The organism is Campylobacter concisus ATCC 51562, from assembly GCF_000466745.1.
Classification (GTDB): Bacteria; Campylobacterota; Campylobacteria; order Campylobacterales; family Campylobacteraceae; genus Campylobacter_A; species Campylobacter_A concisus_B.
In genome coordinates this window covers 234,311-259,180 of sequence record NZ_ANNI01000009.1, presented here as the reverse complement: position 1 = coordinate 259,180, position 24,870 = coordinate 234,311, and the positions used below count along the sequence as shown (strand labels likewise).

The 24,870-nt window shown below is 35.2% G+C and carries 29 protein-coding genes; 20 read left to right on the top strand and 9 right to left on the bottom strand.

Annotated features, from left to right (window positions below; genetic code table 11):
• Positions 1-15: 15 nt before the first annotated feature.
• Positions 16-1,857, top strand: a complete 1,842-nt coding sequence (ciaB, locus tag ATCC51562_RS08335) for an invasion protein CiaB (protein WP_021091870.1) — start codon at positions 16-18, stop codon at positions 1,855-1,857.
• A 534-nt stretch (positions 1,858-2,391) separates the two neighbouring features.
• Positions 2,392-4,194, top strand: a complete 1,803-nt coding sequence (locus tag ATCC51562_RS08330) for a putative bifunctional diguanylate cyclase/phosphodiesterase (protein WP_235044198.1) — start codon at positions 2,392-2,394, stop codon at positions 4,192-4,194.
• On the opposite strand, the gene ATCC51562_RS08325 is transcribed toward ATCC51562_RS08330, so the two are convergent.
• Positions 4,187-4,726 (bottom strand): hypothetical protein, encoded by a 540-nt coding sequence (locus tag ATCC51562_RS08325; RefSeq protein ID WP_021091653.1) that lies wholly within the window; start codon positions 4,724-4,726, stop codon positions 4,187-4,189. The two genes, ATCC51562_RS08330 and ATCC51562_RS08325, sit on opposite strands and share 8 nt — an antisense overlap.
• Positions 4,727-5,051: 325 nt before the next feature.
• Here ATCC51562_RS08325 and ATCC51562_RS08320 point away from each other — a divergent pair, with 325 nt between their 5' ends.
• On the top strand, positions 5,052-7,172 hold the full coding sequence (locus ATCC51562_RS08320; protein WP_235044197.1) for a GGDEF domain-containing protein: 2,121 nt from the start codon (positions 5,052-5,054) through the stop codon (positions 7,170-7,172).
• Here the strand turns inward: ATCC51562_RS08320 and ATCC51562_RS08315 are convergent.
• Positions 7,169-7,357, bottom strand: a complete 189-nt coding sequence (locus tag ATCC51562_RS08315; RefSeq protein ID WP_021091806.1) for a hypothetical protein — start codon at positions 7,355-7,357, stop codon at positions 7,169-7,171. The two genes, ATCC51562_RS08320 and ATCC51562_RS08315, sit on opposite strands and share 4 nt — an antisense overlap.
• A 129-nt stretch (positions 7,358-7,486) precedes the next feature.
• On the opposite strand from ATCC51562_RS08315, the gene ATCC51562_RS08310 reads away from it, so the two are divergent.
• Both ATCC51562_RS08310 and ATCC51562_RS08305 read left to right on the top strand, forming a co-directional pair.
• The gene (locus ATCC51562_RS08310) at positions 7,487-8,182 is read left to right on the top strand and encodes a dUTP diphosphatase (RefSeq protein ID WP_021091766.1); all 696 of its coding nucleotides are present in this window, start codon (positions 7,487-7,489) and stop codon (positions 8,180-8,182) included.
• The gene (locus ATCC51562_RS08305) at positions 8,179-8,919 is read left to right on the top strand and encodes an EI24 domain-containing protein (RefSeq protein ID WP_021091557.1); all 741 of its coding nucleotides are present in this window, start codon (positions 8,179-8,181) and stop codon (positions 8,917-8,919) included. The genes ATCC51562_RS08310 and ATCC51562_RS08305 overlap by 4 nt, the downstream gene beginning before the upstream one ends.
• 18 nt (positions 8,920-8,937) lie before the next feature.
• Here ATCC51562_RS08305 and ATCC51562_RS08300 read toward each other — a convergent pair whose 3' ends face one another.
• Positions 8,938-9,459, bottom strand: coding sequence for a hypothetical protein (locus ATCC51562_RS08300; RefSeq protein WP_021091692.1), 522 nt, complete (start codon positions 9,457-9,459; stop codon positions 8,938-8,940).
• A gap of 84 nt (positions 9,460-9,543) precedes the next feature.
• On the opposite strand from ATCC51562_RS08300, the gene ATCC51562_RS08295 reads away from it, so the two are divergent.
• The 15 genes from ATCC51562_RS08295 (at position 9,544) to ATCC51562_RS08225 (ending at position 20,976) form a co-directional block, all read left to right on the top strand.
• On the top strand, positions 9,544-9,912 hold the full coding sequence (locus tag ATCC51562_RS08295) for a hypothetical protein (RefSeq protein ID WP_035167584.1): 369 nt from the start codon (positions 9,544-9,546) through the stop codon (positions 9,910-9,912).
• Positions 9,913-10,332 (top strand): pyridoxamine 5'-phosphate oxidase family protein, encoded by a 420-nt coding sequence (locus ATCC51562_RS08290; RefSeq protein ID WP_021091570.1) that lies wholly within the window; start codon positions 9,913-9,915, stop codon positions 10,330-10,332.
• A gap of 56 nt (positions 10,333-10,388) precedes the next feature.
• Complete coding sequence (gene fabG, locus ATCC51562_RS08285) at positions 10,389-11,132, top strand: 3-oxoacyl-ACP reductase FabG (RefSeq protein ID WP_021091685.1); 744 nt, start codon at positions 10,389-10,391, stop codon at positions 11,130-11,132.
• Positions 11,133-11,220: 88 nt separating this feature from the next.
• Positions 11,221-11,454, top strand: a complete 234-nt coding sequence (gene acpP, locus ATCC51562_RS08280; protein WP_021091725.1) for an acyl carrier protein — start codon at positions 11,221-11,223, stop codon at positions 11,452-11,454.
• Between the two features lie 34 nt (positions 11,455-11,488).
• Complete coding sequence (locus ATCC51562_RS08275) at positions 11,489-12,700, top strand: beta-ketoacyl-ACP synthase II (RefSeq protein ID WP_021091763.1); 1,212 nt, start codon at positions 11,489-11,491, stop codon at positions 12,698-12,700.
• A gap of 1 nt (position 12,701) precedes the next feature.
• Positions 12,702-13,637 (top strand): acetyl-CoA carboxylase carboxyl transferase subunit alpha, encoded by a 936-nt coding sequence (gene accA, locus ATCC51562_RS08270; protein ID WP_021091764.1) that lies wholly within the window; start codon positions 12,702-12,704, stop codon positions 13,635-13,637.
• 192 nt (positions 13,638-13,829) lie between these two features.
• The gene (locus ATCC51562_RS08265) at positions 13,830-14,684 is read left to right on the top strand and encodes a CbrC family protein (protein WP_021091813.1); all 855 of its coding nucleotides are present in this window, start codon (positions 13,830-13,832) and stop codon (positions 14,682-14,684) included.
• 10 nt (positions 14,685-14,694) lie between these two features.
• Positions 14,695-15,546: a YwqG family protein gene (locus ATCC51562_RS08260; RefSeq protein WP_021091640.1), complete on the top strand. Its 852-nt coding sequence runs from the start codon at positions 14,695-14,697 to the stop codon at positions 15,544-15,546.
• A gap of 215 nt (positions 15,547-15,761) precedes the next feature.
• On the top strand, positions 15,762-16,376 hold the full coding sequence (gene ribE / locus ATCC51562_RS08255; protein WP_021091577.1) for a riboflavin synthase: 615 nt from the start codon (positions 15,762-15,764) through the stop codon (positions 16,374-16,376).
• Positions 16,377-16,385: 9 nt separating this feature from the next.
• Entirely contained in the window at positions 16,386-17,117 is a 732-nt protein-coding gene (locus ATCC51562_RS08250) for a polyphenol oxidase family protein (RefSeq protein ID WP_021091568.1), read from the top strand.
• Between the two features lie 144 nt (positions 17,118-17,261).
• Positions 17,262-18,041: a DUF4198 domain-containing protein gene (locus ATCC51562_RS08245; protein ID WP_021091586.1), complete on the top strand. Its 780-nt coding sequence runs from the start codon at positions 17,262-17,264 to the stop codon at positions 18,039-18,041.
• A 77-nt stretch (positions 18,042-18,118) separates the two neighbouring features.
• Positions 18,119-18,334, top strand: a complete 216-nt coding sequence (locus ATCC51562_RS08240; RefSeq protein ID WP_021091731.1) for an acetyltransferase — start codon at positions 18,119-18,121, stop codon at positions 18,332-18,334.
• Between the two features lie 145 nt (positions 18,335-18,479).
• Positions 18,480-19,268 (top strand): 30S ribosomal protein S2, encoded by a 789-nt coding sequence (rpsB, locus tag ATCC51562_RS08235; RefSeq protein ID WP_021091647.1) that lies wholly within the window; start codon positions 18,480-18,482, stop codon positions 19,266-19,268.
• Positions 19,268-20,332 carry a translation elongation factor Ts gene (gene tsf / locus ATCC51562_RS08230; RefSeq protein WP_021091799.1) on the top strand — a complete coding sequence of 355 codons (1,065 nt, stop codon included), beginning with the start codon at positions 19,268-19,270 and terminating at the stop codon, positions 20,330-20,332. Before rpsB ends, tsf begins: the two co-directional genes overlap by 1 nt.
• Positions 20,332-20,976 (top strand): ABC transporter ATP-binding protein, encoded by a 645-nt coding sequence (locus tag ATCC51562_RS08225; RefSeq protein ID WP_021091629.1) that lies wholly within the window; start codon positions 20,332-20,334, stop codon positions 20,974-20,976. The genes tsf and ATCC51562_RS08225 overlap by 1 nt, the downstream gene beginning before the upstream one ends.
• Before the next feature lie 447 nt (positions 20,977-21,423).
• Here the strand turns inward: ATCC51562_RS08225 and ATCC51562_RS08220 are convergent, their stop codons facing one another.
• From ATCC51562_RS08220 to ATCC51562_RS08195, 6 genes are all read right to left on the bottom strand, one after another.
• Positions 21,424-21,624 carry a hypothetical protein gene (locus ATCC51562_RS08220; protein WP_051288450.1) on the bottom strand — a complete coding sequence of 67 codons (201 nt, stop codon included), beginning with the start codon at positions 21,622-21,624 and terminating at the stop codon, positions 21,424-21,426.
• 95 nt (positions 21,625-21,719) lie between these two features.
• The gene (gene hisG / locus ATCC51562_RS08215; protein ID WP_021091755.1) at positions 21,720-22,328 is read right to left on the bottom strand and encodes an ATP phosphoribosyltransferase; all 609 of its coding nucleotides are present in this window, start codon (positions 22,326-22,328) and stop codon (positions 21,720-21,722) included.
• Positions 22,325-22,954 (bottom strand): type III pantothenate kinase, encoded by a 630-nt coding sequence (locus ATCC51562_RS08210; protein ID WP_021091812.1) that lies wholly within the window; start codon positions 22,952-22,954, stop codon positions 22,325-22,327. The genes hisG and ATCC51562_RS08210 overlap by 4 nt, the downstream gene beginning before the upstream one ends.
• On the bottom strand, positions 22,941-23,273 hold the full coding sequence (locus ATCC51562_RS08205) for a hypothetical protein (RefSeq protein ID WP_021091729.1): 333 nt from the start codon (positions 23,271-23,273) through the stop codon (positions 22,941-22,943). The genes ATCC51562_RS08210 and ATCC51562_RS08205 overlap by 14 nt, the downstream gene beginning before the upstream one ends.
• On the bottom strand, positions 23,270-24,277 hold the full coding sequence (locus ATCC51562_RS08200; RefSeq protein WP_021091632.1) for a lipoprotein: 1,008 nt from the start codon (positions 24,275-24,277) through the stop codon (positions 23,270-23,272). Before ATCC51562_RS08200 ends, ATCC51562_RS08205 begins: the two co-directional genes overlap by 4 nt.
• Positions 24,277-24,840 (bottom strand): hypothetical protein, encoded by a 564-nt coding sequence (locus tag ATCC51562_RS08195; RefSeq protein ID WP_021091783.1) that lies wholly within the window; start codon positions 24,838-24,840, stop codon positions 24,277-24,279. Before ATCC51562_RS08195 ends, ATCC51562_RS08200 begins: the two co-directional genes overlap by 1 nt.
• Positions 24,841-24,870: the final 30 nt, after the last annotated feature.

The following is a 24,870-nucleotide window of genomic DNA, read 5'->3' as shown; positions in this document are numbered from 1 at the left end:
TTCAGGGGATAAAATATGAACGATTTTAAAAGATTAAACGAACTTGCAAAAGAGCAAAAAAAGAAGTTAAATGCTATTTATAAAAATTTAGACGATGATATCATAAACGAGGCTGTTAAAATTTGTGCTCTTGCTGGCACACCAAGCCAAAAACTAGCCCTTGCAAGAAGGATAGTAGATCTTAAAGTAGATCCGCTTCAAAATGAGCTAAAAAAGCTAAATTTAGGCGAAGACGAGCAAAAACGCGTGCTAAATTTAATGTATGGCTACGTTAGAAATTTATATGAAAACCTGCACGCCAAGCTTTTAGAAAAGGCCAAAGAAGAGAAAATTTTAGATCCATTTAACCAAGCCTTTGTGCAGGCTATGCATGAGCTTGGCCTAAGTCTAAATGCGTGGCAAATTTCATGGCAGGATCGTATTATCGACACTACAAATAAAGAGTTTGAGGCTAAATTTAAAGATTTAAGCCAGGCAAATGAGTTTATCACTAAAAACGCTTTATTTCAGTGCGATGCTAACGGCGTAAGGGCCGATAGAACGTATGGCGCGGTAGTAAAAGAAGGTGATAAATTTAGCTTTTTGCCTTACGCACTCGCTTTTAAAGATGAGGTGAGAGAGCTTAAAAGCACCTTTGCTAAAAATCTTGAAAATTTAAGAAATTTAGCCAAAAATGACGAGCAAAAATCTTACGTAAAATACCTCGAAAAGCTACAAGATGCCTTTTGCGAAGAGGATAATACAAAGGTGATAAGCGCTTGGCAAGAGGCTGAGATAGCGTGGATGGATGTAAAAGGTGCACTTCAGCCAGGCCATCCGCTAGAGTATTACGAGGATGCCTATACGCATGCAGTCGCACTTGAGTGGGACATCAGGCTGGTTGATAGCGAGGGCATTGACGAGCTTAAATTTAAAGAAAAAGTTGCAAAAACTTATAAGAGCGTTTGCGAAAAGATAAAATTTGATAACGCTGAGACAAATAGGGCAGTTAGCGAAAATATCGCTAGAACGCAGCTTTATATAAGCGTGCCGATGATCTATTACGCAGCGGAGCTAAACGGGCTTTTTAGCGCTCAAGTCGTGCCAAATGATGAGAGTGTTAGCGCAAAATGTGGTAAGAAAATTTTTGCCTTTGTAAATCACGTCTATGAGGGCGCAAAGGCAAAGCCTTTTATGAAGCTTGGGGCTGAAATTTTTAGCAAGGAGTTTTTGGATTTTGGCAGAGAGATTTTATTTTTAAAGTCAAAAATTTGGAAAAAAGTCTATGAAATCTCAACGATCGGTCATGAGTTTGGGCACATTCTCTTTATCGGACTTGATACCGAGATGAGCATGAATAAAAGTGGCGTCTTTAAATTTATAGAAGAGTACAAGGCGACGACTGGCGGGTTAGTAAATTTCTTCTTGCACGAAGAGGCGGAGTATAAAATGGCCGTCTTTCACGAGCTGATCGCCCGTGCGGTTGGGCTTATTGCGTGGCGAAAGGTTGATGAGGTAAGGGCTTATTACTGCGAGGGGCTCATACATCTTAGCCTACTTTTTAGAGCTGGAGTGCTTAAATTTGATGGCAAACTAAGCGTGGATATGAGCGAACAAGCTTACGCTAAATTTAAAGAAATTTGCTTAGAAAACTACTACGATCTAGCGCAAACATACGCTAAAAAAGATGATGCGAGCACGTTTTTGGAGAAATTTTGCAAAAAAGATGAGCTAAGCTATCTGCCAAAAGATGAAGAGTGCAAGAAATTTGTTGAGCATTTTTACGCTAGATACGAAGCTATCGGCAATGACGTAGATGATAGTGGTGAGTGGCAAAAGTGGCAAAGTTTAGCCAAAAAGGTAGAGAAAGATAGATAAAGACGAAACATGATAAGTAAAATAAGTAACGAAAATCAAGTATCTTTTTTATTTATGTTAATACTTTTTTGTGTATATGTTGTTAATTATTTTATTGCTAGTGGTTTTTATGAAGACATAATTACTACTCTATTTGATTTTATGATCACATTATTTATCTTTTTAAAGCTAAAAGAGACAAGAAATTTAAAAACATATTGGATATATATATTACTAGGCCTTACTTGCTGGGTAGCATCAGACACTATGTGGATGCTATATGATAAGGTTGATTTTCTTAAACAATTTCTTTCTAAAGTCAATTTTATACAAATCTCATACGTAGTCTCATATTTTATGTTTGCATTTTCTGCTTTTTATATTTTGATTAAAAATTTGAAAAATTTATTTTTAATGCAAGTATTTGTGGACTCAGTTTCTATTTCCGCAATATATTTTAGCTTTATGTGGTTTATGATTTTTAATAGAAATTTAACTCAAGTTTTAAGTCAAAAAGATTTTTTTAATCTAAGTTACATTGCCATAGATTTATTTATGTTTTGTACCTCATTTACTGCGTTTTTTTCACTTAAATTTTCAAAAAGAAGACTATCTATACTTTTATGCTTGATAGCGCTTATTGCAATAAGCACTTATGATGTTTTTACCACTACAATGGATTTTTGGATAGATGAAATATCCTTTTTTGGATACGACATTGTATTTAAGAGTGCATTTTTTATGTTGTTTGTTGCCACACTTCATTTAAGAGAGGGCGAAGCAAATCTAAAATTTAGGGCACTTAGAAACGATTTTGATAAAATTTTAATACAAAAGCTATTTGTTTTTGCTGTATTTTTAACGATCATGATCTTGTACTCTTGGAAAATAAATTTGACATGGTTATTTTCTATTTTAGTTACTTTGCTCGCATACGGGGCATTATCTTATACATTTTCTAATGTTAGAAAGATGGATATTTTAATTAAACGTGAAATACATATCAAAAAAGTATTAAATAATCAGATAGAAAGTAAAGTAAAAGAGCTTGAAGAGACAAATAGGCACCTACAAAGGATCAGTAAATATGATTATTTGACAAATGCTCTAAATCGCCAGTATTTTATCGCAAGGCTTGAAGAGATGATAAAGTCAAAGGCGCTTGGCGAAAAGATAGATATTTATAGTATTGACATAAACCATTTTAAAGCGATAAATGACTCATATGGGCACTATATCGGCGATGATGTAATAGCAAAGTTTGCTTCAAATATTGAGTCAATATTGCCACCAAATGATTCTTTATTTGCAAGGTCTGGCGGAGATGACTTTATCGTTGTTGTCAAGCAAAATGAAAATGTACATTGCAGGGAATTTTTACATTATCTACTAAAAGCTATTTCAGAGCCAATCGTTATAGATGATTATAAAATTGTACTTGATGCAAAAATAGGGATTAGCTCGACACAAACTAGTGAAATTTTGGCTGATGATTTTATCATGCAATCAGAAGCAGCACTAGAAGCAGCAAAGAAAGATGCATCTGAAAAGTATGTTTTTTATAGTGATATAAAAAGCATTATTCAGGATAGAAACTACATAGAAATATTGCTAAATAGCATAAGCTTTGATGAAGAATTTGAGCTAAAATTTCAGCCCCAGTATCTAATAGAAGGTAAAAAAATAGTAGGAGCAGAGGCTCTTGTTAGGTGGAACTCCCCTATAAAAGGTCCGGTAGATCAATCAAAATTTATCCCAATAGCTGAACAAAGCTCTATTATCAATGCGATAGGAAAATGGGTAGCAAAAAACGCTATAAAACAAATGGCATTTTGGAATGAAAAATATAATACAAACCTAAAAATAGGCATAAATATCTCGCCAAAACAGATTGATAATATAAATTTTGCATCTAAATTTTTAAGCTATATAGATAGATATGGCATCGATTCATCTTGTGTAGATGTTGAGATCACTGAGGCTAGCCTTGTCAATGCCGAAGAGATGATGCAAAGTGTGTTATCTGAGCTTTCTAATAGAGGAATTTGCATCTCTATAGATGATTTTGGTACCGGTTTTTCATCGATGAGTTACATCAAAAAATATCCTATGAGTCGCCTAAAGATCGCTAAAGAGCTGATAGATAATATTGCTAAAAATGATATAGATAAAGACGTGGTAAAAAGCGTTATAGCTTTGGCTAAAAATGTGGAGCTAAAGACTATTGCTGAAGGCGTCGAAGATGAAACCCAGCTTGAAATTTTAAGAGAGCTTGGATGTGATGAGGTGCAAGGGTATCTTTGGGGTAAGCCAATGAATGCAGAGGATTTTGAAAAGCTTATAATAAGCGCTATTTAAGCACACTCTTTGCACTAAAATTTTCAAATTTTAAAATATCTTTATCGCAAAGTTTAGCTAGCTCATTTATCATTTTTGAGCTAGCTTCATCTTTTGGGATTATTAGATGAATTTTTTCTTCTAAAAAAATGATAAAAATATTTTTGAGCTCATAAATTTCACTAACTTTATTTAGGTCAAATTTTTCATTTTCTTTGGGTTCGCCTTCATAGTAAGCCAGAAAATTCTCATTTACTTCAAAAATCATTTGCTTTTGAACGTCTGAAATTTCAATTCTTTTTAATGCAGCTATGCGACTTCTTTTTAAAAAAATAGGATAAAAAATGATCCAAAATATAGCAAAAACAGCCCCAATAACAGTAAAAATTTTACTTTTTAATAGCATATCAGCAACAAAACCAGCTATGATGGCTTCAGTAAATATCATAAATGTGTTTATAAAATACTGCTTTCTTGCCGCCTTTGAGAAAAATAAGATAAAAGATTTATAGTCTATTAAATTTTGTCCATTTATGACGATATTGCACTTCATAAGATACCTTTGTGAATTTTAAAATTTTTGGGAAATTATAACCAAAAGCAAAGTCAATTTTTGTATAATTTGGACTATTTCTTAGGAGAGGGACACTATTTTTTTATTATCAAAATCATCTATAACTGGCATGCGAAAATGGATCTTAGTTGCAGTTGTAGCGCTATTCGTATTTGCACTATTAGCATCTTTACTAGACTATAATCTAATTGGAAAAATATCTATTTTGCTTAGTTTCTTTATGATAACTTTTGGCATTTATACTTCAATGGATAAAGTAAAAACCAAAATAACGCATTGGCTTGCAATATGTTTTGGTGTTTTTTTGTGGTCTATTTGCGATGCATTAATGGTGTTAAATCAAGATATACTATTGCGGGCTCATAGTTCTTATGCGTATCTTGATGTGTTTTTTACGTTGCCGATGATATCTATTTTAGCTGGCGTTAGTATATTTTTGTATTCAAAATTTGCAGCCAGTCAAGAAAAACTAGCCATTATTATGGATAGCATAAGTGTCTTTTTTTTAATAGCAATGTTAATATATGGTATTTTTGATGAAGTAGATATCTTATCGATGATAAATAATAGATCAAATATCGTTTTTCTCTCTATTGTAGCCATAAATTTTCTTATACTTTTTATCACTTTAAGCGAGGTTTTTACAAGCAGTTTGCTTCATATAAAAATTAGCGGCTTTTACCTTATATCGGCTAGTATTTTATTTACGATGCTAAATTTATTTATTTTTTATAGTCAGATCTCAAATGTAAATTTTGGCCATAAAATAGATTTTTTATATATCGTTCCTTTCTTCTTCTTGATGATAGGAGCTTTTCATTTAAAAGCTAAAAATGAGTATGTTACAAATACCGATAAAGATATCTCAATAGGATCAAAATGGCTACCAATAATAATAGTTTTACCTTTGCTATTACAAGAAGATCTAACATCTTTTAGTGCGCTCATCTCACTTTTTGTTTTAGTTGTAAATGCTATTGTTAATTACTATGTTAAAAGCTCTATTGCAAGTAGAAAAATATTAGATTATGAGAGAAATCTTCATAGAGAGATGGAAAAGTCGATGCATGAGCGAACCAATGAACTTATGCTCGCAAATTTAAGACTTCAAGATATGTCTGAGAAAGACTATTTGACAGATCTTGGCAATAGAAATTTTATAGTAAATGAGCTTGAAAGAATGTGTAAAAGCATTTCTGAAGATGAGGAAATCGCAGTTTATTATATAAATTTAAGCCGTTTTAAAAGCATAAATACATCTTACGGGCATGAAATAGGCGATAGAATTTTAAAATTAGTTGCAAAGAGAATACTTGAAGTTTGCAATAGGCAAGAAGCCATAGCAAGGATTAGTGCGGACGAATTTATCGTACTAGCAAAAATGGAGATAAATAGTCATACAAAACGTTTAAATCTTGGTATTGCCTTAAAAGATGTTATTGAAAAACCAATTCAAATAGATAGATATCACTTTGGGCTTAAGTGCATAATAGGCATAGACGTAGCAACAAAAAATAGCACGGCAAATCCAAGAAATATTATAAAAAATGCAGATATGGCAATGTATTACGCCAAAAAAAATCCAGCTTTAAATCCTATGGTTTATAACGATAAAATTAGCAATGAAATGCACCTAAGCTCAAGTATCGAGATCGCGCTTAAAAAAGCTAATTTGCAAGAAGACCTTCATGCATATTTTCAACCAATATTTGATCTAAAAATCGAAAAAATGATCTACGCAGAGGTTTTTTTATATTGGAAATCAGAAAAATTTGGCTTGATGGAAGCAAGCAATTTTATGAAAGAGGTCAATGTAAATAGTGATATCTTAAATGATATTTGCTCGCTTTTGGTTTCAAAGACTATAGAGTATGTAGATAGATGGCAAAAAGAAAAACTCTTGATACCAAAAATAAGTATAAATGTTGCACAGATTCAAAATAAATCAGAAAAATTTGTTTTAGACTTTGTTTCTAGCTTACGCTCACACCATATAAATCCAGGGCTTTTTGAAATAGAATTTGGCGAAGAAATATGGACAAATAATTCTAAGACGCTTGATAAAATTTTTTCTATTCTTAAAGAAAATAATATAGATGTTTGTATAGATAATTTTGGCTCTGGATATACTTCATTTATTTATATTAGAAAATACGGTGTTAAGCGTATAAAAATAGCAAGTGAATTTGTTGCTCAAGCATCAAATAGCAAAATAGACGCACAAATCGTATCTGCAATTATCGATTTAGCAAAGGCAATGAAGATAAAAGTTGGTGCAAAAGGCGTAGAAAAAGAAGAAGATATTCATTTCTTAAAAGAGCTTGATTGTAACGAAGTTCAAGGACTTTTCTTATCTCGCCCTATGAGTGCAGAAGAATTTGAAGACCTTGTAAGAAAAGATCCTCAAATGATAGCTAAAGTTTAAATTTCAGCCTTTATCTCTTCGTTTGATTTTACGACCATGCCTGAGCCATGGATCACGCTTGGAACACAACTGGTGCAAATATCAACTTCTTCGCCATTTTTATGAGCGTGGATAAAAACTGCATTTGTATCATCACTGCTTTTTAGTCCGCAAACATTGCAAACCACTAAATCTTTTTCTCTCATTTTTTCTCCTTTGAAATTTTTGCCTATTTTAGCTCCTAAATTTTATACATAAAATGATTTAAGTCAAGCTTACCTCGTGGCATTTAATAATTTTTTGTTATAATCCTTTAAAATTTAAAAGGGTCTAAAATGAATGAAAGAACGATTATTTTAGAGATGTTAAAGATGCAGCAAAGCCTAAATGATGAGACAAATGGGCTTGGCTGGGAAAATGGTTATACTGATAAAAATAAATTAATCAGCTGGAGGCGCTGCATATATATGGAGTGTGCTGAGCTGATTGATAGCTTTGCGTGGAAACACTGGAAGAGCATAGATGCTAAGACTGATGAGCAAAATTTACGCGTAGAAGTTGTTGATATCTGGCACTTTATAATGAGTCTAGCTTTGCAAATTTATAAATCAAAACAGCTTGGAGATATAGAAACTTTAGCCGATGATATTTGCCAATCAAGCGGTTTTAGTGAGTTTTGCAAAGAGCCACTAAAGATCGAAGACGAGAGCATTTATGAGATAATGAATGACGTTGAAATGCTCATACATGAGTGCAGCGGATTTGACTACGATATATTTGATATTTTAAAAATTTACTTCTCTATGTCTTTAAAATGTGGAGTAAATTTGTACTCGCTTTACGAATGCTACATCGCCAAAAACGTGCTAAATCGCTTCCGCCAAAACAACGGCTATAAAGAGGGAAGCTACAAGAAAAACTGGAACGGACGCGAAGACAATGAAGTGATGAGCGAAATTTTGTCAAATGGCGTTAGTAAGATAGGTGAAATTTACGCCGCACTTGAGCATGAATACAAAAAGGTGAAATGATAAACCTTCTTCGCCTTGGTTTTAAAGATTTTTTTACAGCCAAATTTATAGCGCTATCCATTTTGCCACTTTGCCTTAGTATTTTTAGTCTTGCGTGGCTTACGATCTGGGGCGGCGGTGAAATATTTGATCTTTTAAGTGATAGCGCCAAAAATGAGAATTTTACCTTTTTAGAGGCAAACTCGGCGCTCTCTTTTATCGCTATTAAAATTTTAAGCTTTAGCGCCACAAAATGGATAGTTAGTATACTTTTTTATATTCTGAGCACCTTTTTAACGATCATTGTTAGCATCGTGATTGCTCTAATCGTAGCTGGCTTTTTAACGCCGGTTGTGGCTAAAGAGATAAACAAAAGGCACTACAACTACGTGCTTAAAAGCGAGGTTAGCACGGCTAGAGTACTAAAGGTGATGATGATTGAGATCATGAAATTTCTTGGGATATTGCTCGTTTGCCTACCGCTTTTATTTGTGCCAGTCTTAAATTTTTTCATCATAAATGTGCCGTTTTTTTATATCTACTATAAACTTTTACTGATAGACGTTGGCTCAAACACTCTTGATAGTGATAAATTTGAGCTAGCACTGCTTGAAGGTGGCGGGATAAAATTTATAGCTTTTGCGCTTTTGTTTTATCTTGTTTCGCTTGTGCCGCTTGTTGGGCTATTTTTTCAGCTTTATTTTGTGATAGTCTTATCGCACCTCTTTTTTGAGAGAGAGGCGCTTATAAAAATTTAGAGCCAGAAGGCCCTAAATTTACGCATAGTAAGATACTTTGTTGCTCTCATTAAGTAATGTGTCAAATAGCCTTTTTGTGGCACTTAGTAGATTTTTGTTTGCATCATTTTTAGCCAAAAGCTCGTCAAACATCTTTAGCATATTGTCATTTATAAAATTTTTGTGATTTAGATCTTTTGCGGTAGGCAACATTTGCTTGATCTTGTTTGAAAGATCACTTATGCTTTGGCTGCTACCAGCGATCTTGTCGCCCTCTTTGACGTTTTTCATAAATTCATCAACCTGTGGGCGAATTTGCCTCATCGCCTCTTCGATCTCTTTCATGTCTTGCTCGTCTATGCCGTTTCCTTTATATAAAAACTCATAGCCGTATTCGTGGGTTAGAGTAAGACTTCTTTGGCTTGAAGTACCATTTTTCTGGCTTGAAAAATCTAAACTTTTGTTGTCATACATCGAAAAGCTTATCTCATCGCCTGAGCTAGTTTTCATCGAAAAGCTCATGTTGTTATAGCTTCCTTGAGAGTAAAAATTTGTTTGCATTTTTAAATCCTTTTGAGGCTAAATCGGCAAAATTTTAATTTCATAAAGCAAAATTTTGTAAAATGCGTCAAAAAAGGACAGGCGATGTGTTGTTTTGGGACTAGGATCTTTTTGCTTATGCTTATCACTGTTTTAAGCTTTGGCTTTGCTAGGCTCTACCCAGTTTTACCAGTCGTTGGCTATTATTTGATACTTGCAAATTTGCTCTCAATTTTTATGTTTTCGCTATTTTTTAAAGGGCTTTTGCCAAGCTTTGTAAAGGTTAATGCGATCCACTATTTTTCGCTAATTGGTGGCTTTTTAGGAGCATTTTTAACGATGCTTGTTTTTAAAAAAGTTGCAAAAGATAAATTTACTCTAATAGAGCTTATTATTTTTATGCTTTGGATACTAATAATCGCCGTAGTCATCTTTAAATTTCAAGTCATTCTTGACATTTTTAGAGGAATTTAGATGGATGAGAGGATAGTTAAATTTCTAAAAAAGATGCACCTTGCAAGTGTTTGCGCCATCGATGATGATGGGCAGCCTTATGCTTTTAGCGCATTTTACGCCTTTGATGAGCTAAGCTTTTGCCTTTTGTTAGCTAGCTCTGACGAGAGCTCACATGTTAAATTTTTAAAAAACTCAAAGCTCGTTGCTGGCACAGTTGCTCTTGATACGAAGATCGTTGGCAAGATAGAGGGCGTACAGTTTCAAGGAGTGATGAGAGAAGCTAAAGAAAACGAAATAGAAATTTATTTCAAAAGGTTTTTTTATGCAAAGGCAATGAATCCAAAAATTTGGTCTATAAGCCTTGAAAAACTAAAATTTACAAGTAATGTTCTTGGTTTTGGCAAAAAGATAAAGTGGGAAAGAAGCGATAAAATTTAGACGTTAAGCTTATATAAGCTACAATCATTGAAAAATTAAAAAAATAAGGAGAATTTATGAAATTTAGCGGAAAAAACGTGCTAATAACAGGTGCAAGTAGAGGTATCGGCGCACAGATCGCAAAGACGCTTGCAAATATGGGCTTAAAAGTGTGGATAAACTACCGCTCAAAGCCTGAGATAGCAGACGCTTTGCAGGCTGAGATCGAGCAAAATGGCGGCAAGGCTGCGGTGATAAAATTTGATGCAACAGACGAAGATGAGTTTATAAAAGGTATAAATTTGATAGTTGATAGCGACGGCGAGCTAAGCTACCTTGTAAATAACGCTGGTATCACAAATGACAAACTAGCACTTCGCATGAAAACTAGCGAATTTACAGATGTGATAAATGCAAATTTAACTTCAGCTTTCATAGGATGTAGAGAGGCTTTGAAAGTGATGAGTAAAAAGCGCTTTGGAGCGGTCGTAAACGTCGCATCTATCGTTGGTGAGATGGGAAATGCAGGGCAGGTTAATTATTCAGCTAGCAAAGGTGGACTAATCGCCATGAGCAAGAGCTTTGCAAAAGAGGGTGCAAGCAGAAATATCCGCTTTAACAGCGTAACTCCGGGCTTTATCGAGACTGATATGACGCATGGACTAAGCGATGAGGTGAAAAAAACTTATAGCGATAATATCCCGCTAAAACGTTTCGGTAGTGCTAGTGAAGTATCTGAGGCAGTAGCGTTTTTGCTAAGTGATCACGCAAGCTACGTAACTGGCGAGACGCTTAAAATAAATGGTGGACTTTATATGTAGGTAAATTTCAGACAAGTTTTGAAATTTAAAATAAATAAAAGCGTAAATATTATAAGATAACAGACATTTTTTATAAGGAGACCTTAAAATGGCAGTATTTGAAGACGTAAGAGACGTAGTTGTAGAGCAACTAAGCGTAGATCCACAAGCAGTAAAATTAGAGTCTAAAATCATTGAGGATTTAGGCGCTGATTCACTTGACGTTGTAGAGCTAGTTATGGCTTTAGAAGAGAAATTTGAAGTAGAAATTCCTGATAGCGAAGCAGAGAAATTAATAAGCATTCAAGACGTTGTAAATTATATAGAAAAACTAGGCAAATAATTTAAATTTGCACAGTTTGATTTAAGGAGATGTATTGAAACGAGTCGTTGTAACTGGTATAGGCATGATAAACGCACTTGGCCTTGACAAAGAGAGTTCTTTTAAGGCTATTTGCGAGGGTAAAACAGGTGTGAAAGAGATCACGAGCTTTGATGTAAGTGACTTTCCTGTTAAAATTGCTGCCGAGATAACTGATTTTGATCCAAATAGCATTTTAGACGGCAAAGAGGTGAAAAAAGTAGATCGTTTCATACAGCTTGGCATAAAAGCATCTAATGAAGCTATGGCTGATGCGAATTTTAAAGAGTTTGATGCTCATAAATTTGGCGTTAGCTCGGCAGCTGGCATAGGTGGTTTGCCAAATATTGAGAAAAACTCAATTACATACTTTGAAAAAGGCGTAAAGAGAATTTCGCCATTTTTTATTCCATCGGCACTTGTAAATATGCTAGGTGGCATAGTTTCTATAAATCACGGGCTTAAGGGTCCAAATTTATCTAGTGTAACGGCATGTGCAGCAAGCACTCATGCGATATCACAAGCTGCAAAATGCATTATGATTGGTCAAGCTACAAATATGCTAGTTATCGGCGCTGAGTCTACTATTTGTGGTGTAGGTATAGGTGGTTTTGCAGCAATGAAAGCTCTCTCAACTAGAAATGATGAGCCAAGTAAGGCATCAAGGCCATTTGATGTAAATCGTGATGGTTTTGTAATGGGTGAAGGAGCCGGTGCGCTTGTACTTGAAGAGTATGAGTCAGCTATTGCAAGAGGTGCTAAAATTTATGCTGAAGTAGTTGGATTTGGCGAGAGTGGAGATGCTCATCATATCACGTCACCAACACTTGAAGGTCCATTAAGTGCGATGAAACAAGCACTTGATATGGCAAAAGGTGTAAAGATAGATTATGTCAATGCACATGGTACTTCAACACCTGTAAATGACAAGAATGAAACTGCGGCGTTAAAAGCAGTTTTTGGTGACAAATGTCCACCAGTTAGCTCAACAAAAGGTCAAACTGGACACTGCCTAGGTGGTGCTGGTGCGATCGAGGCTGTTATATCTATAATGGCAATGAGAGACGGCATTATCCCTCCAACAATAAACTACGAAACTCCTGATCCAGAGTGTGATCTAGACTATGTTCCAAATAAAGCTAGAAAAGCTGATATAAAGGCTGTTATGAGCAATTCGTTTGGCTTTGGCGGCACGAATGGCGTCGTGATATTTAAAAAGTTGGATTAAGATGTCAAATTATTTAGATTTTGAAAAAAGCATAAAGCAAATTGATGAAGATATAGCAAATGCTAAGATCAGAGGCGATGAACATGCTGTTGAAATTTTAAATAAGAATTTATCTAAAGAGATATCAAAAATATATAAAAATTTAAACGAATATCAACGTTTGCAACTTGCTCGTCATCCAGATAGACCATATTCTATTGATTATATTAATGCGTTTTTGATTGATGGATATGAGATTCATGGAGATAGAGCATTTAGAGATGATCCAGCGATAGTTTGCTACATCGGCTATATCGGAGGCAAAAAGACTGTTGTTATAGGCGAGCAAAAAGGTCGTGGCACTAAAAACAAATTAAGAAGAAATTTTGGTATGCCTCACCCTGAGGGTTATCGCAAGGCTCTTAGAGTTGCAAAAATGGCTGAAAAATTTAATCTACCTATTTTATTTCTCATAGACACTCCAGGAGCATATCCAGGCGTTGGAGCTGAAGAGCGAGGACAAAGTGAAGCCATAGCTAGAAATTTATTCGAGTTTGCAAATTTAAAAACTCCAATAATTGCTGTTGTTATCGGCGAAGGTGGAAGTGGTGGCGCTTTAGCCATAGGCGTGGCTGATAGACTTGCTATGATGAAAAATTCTGTGTTTTCAGTTATTTCGCCAGAAGGTTGTGCAGCAATACTTTGGAATGACCCAGCTAAACAAGAACAAGCTACAAAATCTATGAAAATAACAGCTGATGATTTAAAAAGTTTATCGCTGATTGATGCCGTTATAGATGAGCCGATAAATGGAGCCCATAGAGACAAAGAAGGTGCTGCAAAAGCACTTGCAAATTATTTTATCTCAGAGCTAGCTGAGCTTGAAAAGCTTGATATAAATGATCTTGTAGCAAAAAGAATAGAAAAAATTCTCTCTATCGGAGCATTTGAAGAATAAATTTATAGTCACAACAATTTTATAAGAGTACTTATCAAATTTGTTTGTGGCATCATCTACTGCAATACTAAAACAATTTAAAAATCGATATAAATTTAATCGTTTTAACAGCCATAATTTTTACACTAGCTTTTTTATCTTTAAGATTTAAACACTAAAATTGTTAATGTCAAATCTACATAAAGAGTATTAATGAATAAATTTCAAGAAAAATATATCACTCTTTCAAAAGAATATTATAAAAATAATGGCAATACTTCTAGTATTGAGGCACTCTATCAGTTTAAAGAAGAGTTGGAAAATTGTGATGATATTTGCGCAAAGTATGTTTTAGTCGATGTTTATCAGCTTTTATCTATGAGAAAGAGTGCTTACGACTTACTTTTAAAGATACATGACAAAAATGATAAAAAGCAGCTAAAGACACTTGGCTATCTAGTGCAATTCATTGACGAAAATGATAAATGGGCGCTGCCTCGCCCAAAAAGTAGAGGTCAAATTTTGGCTCAAGAAGATAAAGCCTCCACACTACCAAAATTTATCTACTATCCTAACCCTTTAAAAACTGGCGCATTTAAAGATGATATTAGTATCTTGTGTGAGTGTTGTGGCAAAGATACTGAAGTTTATTATAGCGGTAGCATTTATTGCGAGCAGGATATTTCGTATCTTTGTCCTACTTGTATTTCTAGTGGTAAGGCTGCTAAGAAATTTGACGCAACATTTGTGCAAGATGCTGACAAACTAACTACAAGTGATGCTAAAAAGGACGACGAACTTTTTAGAAGAACCCCGGGCTACGAGAGCTGGCAGGGCGAGCATTGGATAGTTTGTTGTGATGATTATTGCGAATTTTTAGGTGACGTTGGTACAAGAGAGCTTGAAGAAATGGGTATAGCAGACGAGGTTTTTGAGGATTACGCAAAAAGAGCCGAATACGACGATAAAATGCTACGTGAACATCTTGTTAAAGCTGGCGATATTGCCGGATATTTGTTTCGTTGTCTGCATTGTAAGAAGTATCATATATACGTTGATGCTTGTTAAAGAGGAAAATATGGATATTGCAAAAATTTCTAAAGGTTGTAAAGAACGTGGGCTGGATGAACTTTTTAAACTTTTATCGCCACTAGCAAGAAATGCCATAAGGATAGATGTGCAAGCTAAAAATGACGATGATATCGCTGTTGGAGCGTCTAAATTTGGCGGCTCGCCAGATCTGCCAGATGGTTTATCATGGCCTTCAAATGAAAATGGCGCTTTAAGTTTTGTGGCACAGATAAATTTTGCTGAAGCTAGCAAATTTGACATTGACTCACTACTGCCAAAAAGCGGAATGCTCTATCTCTTTTATGATAGAAATTTGCGTGTTTGGGGCTATGATCCTGCCGATAAAAACGGCTTTGCAGTAATCTTTTCTGATGTAAATAATGGACTGCTTTCTCGTAGGAGAGCGGAGAGCTTAGAGGGAGAAAATTCTACATTTAACGCGCGCTTGCTTAGCTTTGAAAATGAGATAAATTTGCCAAATTTACAAAGCTCGATTGTGCCATTTAGTAAAATTAGTGAGGCTGAGTGGGAGGCCTATCATGAGGTTATTGAGCCAAGCTGGCAGGCTAAAGAAAATAAGCTCCTTGGGCACTCTGATAATGTCCAAGATGGCATGGAGCTAGAGTGTGAGCTGGTTGCAAATGAACTTAGCTGTGGTGATGGTAGCGCTTATCACCACCCAAGAATAGCGGAATTTGAGAAAAATTCTGCCCAGTGGCAACTGCTTTTACAGATAGATAGTGATGATGAGGGCGACATGGACTGGGACGGAGAGGGCAGAGTTTATCTGTGGATAAAGAGGGACGACCTAGCGGCGCGCGACTTTAGCAAGACGTGGCTAGTTTTGCAGACAAGCTAAGGCTGCCAAATTTATAAAAGATAAAAATTGAAATTTATAGAGAAATTTTATACTAGGGTTACACAATAAATTTTTGCTAGCATTCTTGGTGCGATTGCCAAAATTCCACTGCCATTTCTGCCACTATCAACTTAAATATATAAAATAACCAAAGATGCTAATGCCCAAATTTAGGCAAAATTTAGTAAAATCCTTAAAAATTTTAAAGGCAAAATATGTTTAATGGCTTGATTCGTGAGATCGCACAGGTTGTTAGTTATTCACAAAATATTTTAAGGCTAAAGGCAAATTTTCGTCCAAATTTAGGCGATAGCATTGCTGTAAATGGTGCTTGCCTGAGCGTAATAAAACTACATGAAGATAGCTTTAGTGTGGAGCTAAGCGCAGAGAGTAGGGCAAATATCGCGGTTGAAAATTTAAAAGAAAGAGTGCATATTGAGCCAGCGATGAAGCTAGGAGACCGAGTAGATGGGCATTTTATGCAAGGACATATCGATTTTATCGGTAAAATTTCAAATATCAAAAAGAATGAGAATGGGGTTGATTTTTACATCGACCTGCCACGTGAGGCGATGGCTCTGATGGCAAATAAAGGCTCAGTGGGTGTTGAGGGCGTGAGTCTAACCATAAATGAAATTTTGCCAAATGGTATAAGGCTAACCATCATACCAATCACATTCAGAGATAGTCTTTTTGGCACTTTCAAGGTCGGCAGGCGCGTAAATATAGAAAGTGATCTTTTGGCTCGATACGTAGCTAGGCAGCTTTTTTGCAAACAAGATAGTGGCCTTAGCTGGGACGATGTTGAGCGAATTTCTAGCCTTTACTAGGTGGATAAAATGCGTGAAAATTTAGAGATCGTCTTTGATAAAAATGGCGTATTAGCTGGCTTTACAAATAGATTTGGCGGTGTGAGTGAGGGCATTTTTGAGAGCTTAAATTTAGCAGATCATGTTGGCGATGATCCGCTAAAGGTTGCACAAAATCGTGAAATTTTAGCAACGGCGCTTGGCATTATGCCTATTAATTTAAAATTTATGAGCCAAATCCACTCAAATCGAGTGGAAATTCTGCAAGATTTTAACGATGATCTACCTCCGTGTGATGGTGTGATAACATCATTAAAAGGCGTGGCGCTTTGCGTCTTAGTCGCTGACTGCGCGCCTGTTTTGATAATAGATGAACATCTTGGCGTAGTCGCAGCTGTGCATGCGGGACGCGCAGGTGTTACTAGTAAAATTTGCACAAATGCGGTAGGACTGATGATGAGCGAGTTTGGCTGCCGCGCTAGTAATTTACGCGTATTTATAGGCGCAAATATCAAAGTACAAAACTACGAAATAGGTAAGCTGGATCTTGGTGAATTTAACCGATATAAAAAAGATGGAAAATTTGATATAAACGCAGCTTTATTAGACGAATTTGCTAAGCTCGGAGTAGAGCAAATATCGCTAGATCCTCGTTGTACTTTTGAGAGAGATGAATTATTCTCATACCGCAAACAGAGTAGGACTGGGCGTTTTTGCGGATTTGTGATGAATAGAGCTACATCGATAAATACTAAAAAATAAAAGCAAATTTTTAGCTTTATTAAAATTTGCCCGCTAAATTGTATTGAACGTTTTGATATTTAATTTGATCTAAAAAATGGCTAAATATAATAATTTTTAGCTACAATTTGACATCGAATCTCAAAAATAACAACAAGGAAAATCATGAAAATAGGTAAAATTTCGACCGCCATTATGTTAACGGGAGCCTTTTGTATGGTGCAAGCACATATGTTTTGGGTAGATGGAGCTAATGATGAAAAGCTAGGAAAATTTATCGCAAATATGGGTTATAGCGATGATTTTCCAAAGCTAGAGCCTATTATGTCCGAACGCGTCCATCTTTTTGCGCCAATTACTGTAATAAGCAAAGATGGTAACAAAAAGGAGCTTAAGCAAAGTGGCGAGAACTACCGCTACGAGGGCGAAAGATTAGACAAAGGTACATATATCTTACTAGCACAGCAAAATCCTATGTATTCACTTAAAAAACGTAGTGATGGCAAGTGGCTAATAGACAAAACAAAGCTTGATCTAAAGGATCTAAGCGATATACAGATTTGCCGGCTGATGACGATAACGTCTAAGAGAGTCTTAAATTTAGGTGAAATAAACGACTTCGTAACTAAACCTATTGGAGTTAAAATCGAGATCGTACCGCTACAAAACCCAGCGGAATTTAGAGTAGATAAGCCTTTTAAATTACAGGTTTTTGCTGATGGAAAGCCGCTAGAGCGAGCTAAGCTAACTGGTACTTTTGCTGGATTTTTAGACCATAAGCACGCATTTTACGGTATGACTGATGAACAAGGCATCACTGAAGTGTTAGCTCTAAGACCAGGATTTTGGGTATTTGAAGTGATTTATGAAAGACCTTATCCAGATGCTGCGAAGTGTGATAAAGAGACGTTAAAAACGACGCTTAGTTTTGAGATAAAAGAATAAAAGTTTGATATAAATTTGAGTCCAAATTTATTATAAATTTTTTATAACCACTTTGTAATTTTGAAAGTAGAGAAAGAATGCCTTACGAAAACTTTAAATCAAAAAATCCTCTTGTGCTAAAAATTACTACAAACGCAAGAAAATTTGGCGTAGAAACACTACAAAACGAGGAGTTTGTAAGCATTCTTTTAAATGTTAAGAAGCTTGAAATTTCATCCGAACAAAGGCAAGCAATGGCAGAAATTTTTGCTAAATTAATAAAAATCGAAGAAGACTCACAATTAAGTAAATAAACTTTAGTTTAAATTCATATTATTTTAAGTATAATCCCCCTTTATTTCACACACGACAATCCTAAATTTGGTTGTGCGAAAGCATTAATGGTCGTGGAGGATAAAACTAAATTCAAGGCAAAATGCCTAAAATAAGGAGAAACTCATGGTAACTATGAGAGATTTATTAGAGTGTGGCGTACATTTTGGTCACCAAACACGCCGCTGGAACCCAAAGATGAAAAAATTTATCTTTGGCGAGAGAAAAGGTATCTATATTATAGATCTACAAAAGACTATCCGCTACTTCCGTTACACTTACAACATCGTTCGTGACGCAGCTGCTGAAGGCAAGTCAGTGCTATTTGTTGGCACTAAAAAGCAAGCTATCGACGCTATCAAAGAGTACGCTGAAAAATGTGGAATGCCTTATGTAAATCACCGCTGGCTAGGTGGTATGATGACAAATTTTGGCACTATCCGCCAGTCTATCCGCAAACTAGAAGTTATCGAGACTATGGAAGAAGATGGTTCGATAAATTTACTAACTAAAAAAGAGGCTTTAATGCTTCGCCGCAAAAAAGAGAAACTTATCGCAACTCTTGGCGGTATCCGCAATATGAAAAGCCTACCTGATATGATATTTGTTGTTGACACAGTTAAAGAAAAGATCGCTGTTCAAGAGGCAAATCGTTTAAAAATCCCAGTTGTAGCACCTATTGATACAAACTGCGATCCTGACGTTGTTGACTATCCGATCCCAGGAAATGACGATGCTATCCGCTCTGTTCAGCTTTTCTGCCAAGAGATGGCTGAAGCGATCAACGAAGGCAAATCACTTCTTGAGCAAGATGGTAGCGAGCAAGCTGCTGGCGAAGAAGTAAGCCAAGATGAGAAAGATGCAGTTGTAGCTGAGGCTATGAGTGAAGAAGACTTTGGTGAGGACGAAGAGTAATGGAAATAACTGCACAAATGGTAAAAGAGCTCCGTGAATCAACCGGAGCTGGTATGATGGACTGCAAAAAGGCACTTGGCGAAGCAAATGGCGATATGGAAAAAGCCGTTGATATCCTTCGTGAAAAGGGTCTTGGTCAAGCTGCTAAAAAGGCTGATCGTCTTGCAAGCGAGGGCTTAGTAAGTGTTGAAGTTTGTTCAAAATGCAAAAAAGCAACTATCAGCGAGATCAACTCTGAGACTGACTTTGTTGCTAGAAATCCACAGTTTCAAGCACTTGCAAAAGACGCAACTGCTCACATCCAATCAAGTGGCATAAAAACAGTTGAAGAGCTAAATGCGAGCACTTTAAATGGTGTTAAATTTGAAGATTATTTCAAAACTCAGATCGCAACTATCGGTGAAAACCTTGTAGTTCGTCGCTTTGAGACTATTAGCGCTGATGATAAGGGCGTGGTAAATGGCTACGTTCACTCAAATGGGCGTGTTGGCGTACTTATCGGTGTAGCTTGCGAAAGCGCTGAAGTTGCAAACAAAGCAGCTGATTTTATAAGAAATTTATGTATGCACGCAGCCGCTATGAAGCCAAGCGTTATAAGCTACAAAGACCTTGATAAAGAGTTTGTTGAGAAAGAATTTATAGCACTTCGCGCTGAACTTGAAAAAGACAATGAAGAGCTAAAACGCCTAGGCAAGCCACTTCATCACATTCCTAAGTATGCTAGTCGCTGCCAAATAGGCGACGCAGAGCTTGCAAAAGCTACAAAAGAGATCGAAGAAGAGCTAAAAGCTGAGGGCAAACCTGAGAAAATTTGGGACAAGATTATCCCTGGCAAGATCGAGAGATTTTATGCTGACAACACAGTGCTTGACCAACGTCTTACACTTTTAGGTCAGTTTTATGTAATGGACGATAAAAAGACTATCGAACAAGTTATCGAAGAGAAGAGCAAAGAGCTTGGCGGCAAGATCGAGATCGTAAAATACGTTCGTTTTGAACTTGGCGAAGGCTTAGAGAAAAAAGTAGATGACTTTGCTGCAGAAGTTGCTGCTCAAATAGGCTAATGGAAATTTTAAGAGCGTCTAATCTAGGCTTTGCGTATGATTATACGCTCTTTAATAATATAAATTTAACTCTCAATCAAAAACAAAGCATTGCGATAACCGGCGTTAGTGGTTGTGGCAAATCAACGCTCTTACACATACTTTCAACACTTTTAAAACCAAATTTTGGCGAGGTCATCTATCAAGATAGATCGATCTATGAGCTTTCTCAAAACGAGCTTTTGGCCATTAGAAGGCTTCATTTTGGCATTATTTTCCAGTCACACTATCTTTTTAAAGGATTTAGTGCTTATGAAAATATCGAGCTTGCAAGCATCTTATCTGGCGAAAATATAGAAAAAAATGATCTTGAAGCGCTTAAAATTTCAAGTGCGATAAATCAAAAAGTTGGCGAGCTAAGCGGCGGCCAGCAGCAGCGTGTGAGTATCGCTAGAGTGCTTACTAAAAAGCCAAAGATCATCTTTGCAGACGAGCCAACGGGCAACCTTGATAAGCAGACGGCAAATGAAGTGATGCAAGTTTTATTTGACTATATAAATGAAAACAATGCCGCCCTTGTTCTAGTCACTCACGACAACGATTTAGCAGCAAAATGCGATAGCTCCTACAAGCTTGAGAACAAAGAGCTTGTGCAAATTTCTTAAATTTCAAAAACTAAAATTTATTATTTTATATTTAATATTTTTATAAATTTTTCCAATTTAGATTTATCTCTATCTTTATAATATAAATTTGTATTAAAAGCTTTATGCAAGAAGTAAAACTTTACCTAGTCAACTCATCAACTAGTTTTGTATTATTCTTATCAAGCTTTTTGTTTTAAAAATTCCTTTTCTTCTTTTATAGGTTTATATTCATCTTTGAAGATTTTTTCTTAGTATCAATCTTTTGCTCTAGCATATTCCTCTCATAAATTTTATATGTTAGCTTTCTGTATTCAAGGTAATTTCTAAAGCTAGCGCTATGTCCTGCATCTATAGTTATATCTTACATATTTTAGCCCTTTATCGCTGCTAAGAAGTTTTTTAGTGGACATGCATCTTTTGAGCTTGTGCTAATTTTTATTGCTACCTGTCGTATTTGTATGATAGCTAGTGCAGCCATCCGATCTCTTTAAATTTGCTAGGATTATCGCCTTGTTTTTGATGACAATTAATGCAATCAAAGCTTAGATGCTCGTGACGAGGCTTTAGCTTTTTGGCTCTTGGCTTGTCGGAGACTACTATTTTTGTTACGTTTATATCGCTATTTGGTATGTAAGCACCAATCTCTATTAACAAAAAGTATGTCAATGACTACCAATATGTTATTCTAAAAGAATTTATAAGCGAATAGTCGGACTTTATAATTAGAGAAATTTTGTGCTTTATGATAAGAGAGAAGGATTTTAAATTTCTTCTTTGATTTTTTTGTAAAGTTCTAAAATCTCATCTTTTTTAATGATAAAGCTATTTTTATTTGCTATTAGATAAGCTGAGCTTTGCATGATATCACCAGCGATCTTTAGCCCATTTTGTTTCATGGTTGAGCCGGTCTCGACTACATCAACTATTGCATCGCTTAACCCAACCAATGGTGCAAGTTCGATCGAGCCATAAAGCTTGATGATCTTTACAGCTACAGCTTGTTTTGTAAAATAATTTCTTGTTATATTTGGCATTTTTGTTGCTATTTTTAGCTCTGGCTGGTTTAGATCTAGCTCAGAGTCATTTTTTATGCCAATGCAAACTTTGCACTGTCCGATTTTTAAATCTAGTAACCTTACAACATTTGGCTTGTGCTCTTCAAGCACGTCAAGCCCCACAATACCAATATCAGCTGCGCCCTCAGTGACGTAAGTTGGGATATCTTGGTTACGAACCATTAAAAACCTAAAATTTCCTTCTTCAAGGATTAGTTTTCTATCTTCAAATAAAAAACTTGAACCAAAAATTTTTCTAAAAATTTCTAGTGTTGCCTCGGCTATTCTTCCCTTTGGTAGTGCTACTGTTATCATATTATCATATCTTTCTTTTCAGTTATTAGCTTTTGCATGGCACGAAAAACTAGCATCTTGTCGCAAATAGCATTTTTAAAAAATTTTGACAAAAAATCGCCATCTCCACCAGTAAAATAGACTTTTTTGTCACCGGCTAGCTTATCTAGTAGAGTTATTATTGGTTTAATGATGCCATAACTCACAGCATCGGCTGTTTTTTGTGGTAGAGCATCTATGTCAATTTGCGAATTTATAGTGATATCAAGTCGTGGTGAGATGTTTTTGTAGGCATTTAGCATACTTGAAATGCCTGGCAAGATATATCCTCCAAGGTGAATAGAGTTTGCCATAATGTCAACTGTTATGGCGCTTCCAGCATCAACGATTACGCCATTATTTATAGAGTAACATGCTGCGATTCTATCTACACCTAGACCCTGATATATCGTATCAATAGTAAAAAATGGTTCTAGATCCACAAACATCTTATTATCTTTTAAAATATTTAAAATTTCATCATTTACGGATATAAAATATACTTTTTTTTCTGGCTTATAGCTTTTAAACTCAGAAATTTTCATACGTGAGATTTTGCCATCTTCTAAAAATGTAGCGTTAGTATTGCCTATATTACACAAAATCATAACATCGCCAATTATTATCTTGTAGCTCTTTTAGTGCTTTAGAGCAAATTTCAGAGCTGTAAAATATAGTTTTTTTTCTTAAATTTATTTGGAATTTTGCCTCTATTTTTTTAGAAATTTCTTCAAGTTCTAAAGCCTCTTTACGCAGCAATCTACTTTTCGCTTTTCTTAAAAAGATGAGATTGTAAAATTTCTTATTATCAACACCCCAAAAGATATCAAGCGTCTTTTTTGTGCTAAATTCACTTGTATTAAGTGCTTTGATATCTTTTAAAAGGATTTTTTTGGCTTCAAAAAGCTCCCAAATTTTTTGGTTCATTGCCCTAAATTAACAAGCTCATTATCATAATAAAAGGCACCATTGCCCATAAAGCTTTTATCTTTTATCTCATCGCTAAATTCATAAATTTCAGCTCCACTGAGATCTAAATTTGTTTTTATAACGTAGCCTGTTTTTTCGATTACGTAAAGCTTATTATTGATAATAGTAGCTGCTGAGAAGATGGCAAATTTGAAATTTACTTTATTTTGCTCTTTTAACATAAGATTTGTTCTTACGATCGTACCATCTTTTTTAAAGATATAAATTTCATCGTTATTAACCAGTACATCTTTGATCTCTCCGTCATAATAAACTGTTTGGTTTGGGTTAATGACGATAAGTTTTTTAGCTGTTGATGCAATTAGATTATCGCCCTCAACGCCTAAGAATATGATGTTATTAAAGAAATTTTCAGAGCTTACGACCACGTCACGTAAAATTCTACCAGTCTCTTTTTGTACTATATAAATTTTGCCATCTAATGCCGGATAAACGATAAGCGAGCTCATAAAAAATGGTGCTACGACCCTTGAATCAACTGCTGCTATATTAGACGAGCTATATTCCATTATTGTTGTTGCGGTATTTATGTCTATTAGATAGATGTGGTTTGCTGCGCTGATAGCTGCTAATAGGTTTTGATCAAGAGAAGCAGCAACGATTGCTGTTGGAAATTTATTGCTATAAACGCTGTGTCCGCTAGGATCTGTCACATTTAGATCGCCATCTATACTAGCTGAGATGATAAAGCCGTTGTTTTCATTTAAGAAATTAAAATTTTCAGGCAACTTAATGTTTGTATTTAGGCCGTTTTTGGTGATAATATTGCCGTTATCAAGAGTGGCACCATTTGCATTTGTTGATTTGATATAAGATGGCATATCTTTTGACAAAGAAATTTTGCCAGAGGTTTGAGCTGGCTCGAAATATTGTCTTTTTGTGCCACATCCGCTTAAAACTAAAGCCAAGGCAAAAGCCAAGAAAAGAGTAATTTTTTTCATTATTTTATTCCCTGATAGTGTTTTAAATTTTTAACTAAAGTTTGAAGTTGAGAGTCGAGTGAAATTTTATTAAACTCATCATTTGCTTCTTTGATTTTGTTTTGTTTTAAAAGCTCAAAACCTTTTAAAAGTGTGCTATATTCGCTTAAAATTTGAGTGTTTGCATTACCATCTTGTGAAAGAATGATATCTTTTACTATAGGATTTACTTTTAAATTTGCAAGCTCGCTAATGCCATTTGTCTCATTTTTATCAAGCTTTTGCTGAAGTGAAAAAAGCGCATATAAATTTGGTTCTTTTTCTTTTAAAATGCTTAAGGCATTTGCATCGCTTGGATTTAAAATGAGCCTTGAGTAAGCCAAATTTGCATCTTCAATTCTATTATCATTTATTATTTTGTTCGAATAAAATCCAATAATTGCAATGACAGCAACGATAATGGCAATTATCATAAATTTTTTATACTTTCTAAAGAAACGCTCACCTTTGATCATGCTTTCTAAAAACTGTTCTTGAGCACCAATCTCTTGTTTTATCTGTGTTAGATCTTCTTTTATAGCCAACGCTTTTCCTTTATTTTTAAAAAATTTTAA